This window comes from Magnetospirillum sp. WYHS-4, from assembly GCA_039908345.1.
In the GTDB taxonomy this organism is placed as follows: Bacteria; Pseudomonadota; Alphaproteobacteria; order Rhodospirillales; family GLO-3; genus JAMOBD01.
The window spans coordinates 1-1,117 of record JAMOBD010000165.1 but is presented as its reverse complement, the minus strand read 5'-3'; the positions used below and the strand labels follow the sequence as shown (position 1 = coordinate 1,117).

Genomic DNA, 1,117 nt, shown 5'->3' with positions numbered 1-1,117 from the left:
TCCCGGCCGCGAAGGCCAGCACGAACAACGCCATTCCCAGGGTTCCATAGCCGGCGATCCAGGCTTCGACCGCCGCCGGGTCGAGGCGGTCGCGGAACGTGAAAGCCCAGGCCACGATGTCGGCAAGAGCGAGAATTCCCAGAATTCTGACGACCCGGCTTCCGTTCATGGCGTTCTCCCCAGGCTCGCAAGTCATTATTCAATTGAATTATTGAATAATGAGCCCCCAAAGGGGTGCTGTCAAGCTCAAGGAGGGCTTGACGCTATTTCGCCAACCGCAGATCGAGCAGGGTCTTGAGAATCTCGGGATCGTCCCACTCGCGCCCGCCGATGGCTTGCAGCACGATACGCCCTTGCGGATCGACCACGAAGGTGGAGGGCAGGCCCTTCATCGGCCAGGCATTGGCGACCCTGGAATCCTTGTCGACGAGAACGGGAAAGTGGATGCCGTGGTCGCCGACGAAGGTCCAGATCTTGTCCATGTTGCCGCCCACATGGACTGCCAGCATGACGACGCCGTGATCCTTCAGCTTGTCCCAGGCCCGCTGCATGGACGGGATCTCGGTGCGGCAAGGAGGGCACCAAGTGGCCCAGAAGTTGATGATCGCCACCTGGCCCTTGAAGGCCGACAGGCGCCAGTCCTTGCCGTCCAGGTCGGGCAGGGCGAAATCCGGCGCAGCCGGGGTTCCCGGTACCGGGTGCAGCGGCTGGCCGGCCGACGCAATGCCTGCGAACGACACGGCGAACAGAAAAGCGATCAGCGTCTTCCGCATTCCAGCCCCTCGATGCGCTTGGTGAAAGTCTTCCCTTCCTTCCGCCAGGCCAAGTCGGCCGAAAATGGCGTCCCCACCGGCAGCCCGAAAGCCACGTAGCCCCAGTTGTGGTCGGCGGCCCCGAAGGTCTGCTCGGTCGGGAACAGAGCCCAGCGGAAGGCCACCCGAGATTCCGTATCAAGGCCGCGCCGTTCCCAAAGCGCTTCCCAGTCCTCGCGGATCTTGAGCGGCTTCAGGCCATTCTTGGTCACGGAATTCCAGTCCCTGAGCCGGATTTCCACAGCCGGAGCCCCCAAGGCGTTCGCCGCGTTCCCCAGCGCCACCCTGAACAGGCAGCCGTCGCC

2 protein-coding genes are annotated in these 1,117 nt (G+C 63.5%); both read right to left on the bottom strand.

What is annotated here, in order from left to right; all coding sequences use genetic code 11:
• Positions 1–263 precede the first annotated feature (263 nt).
• Positions 264–773: a TlpA family protein disulfide reductase gene (locus H7841_18630; GenBank protein ID MEO5338874.1), complete on the bottom strand. Its 510-nt coding sequence runs from the start codon at positions 771–773 to the stop codon at positions 264–266.
• Positions 758–1,117: hypothetical protein (locus tag H7841_18625; GenBank protein MEO5338873.1), on the bottom strand; the 360-nt coding region annotated here is incomplete at its 5' end. The genes H7841_18625 and H7841_18630, both read right to left, overlap by 16 nt.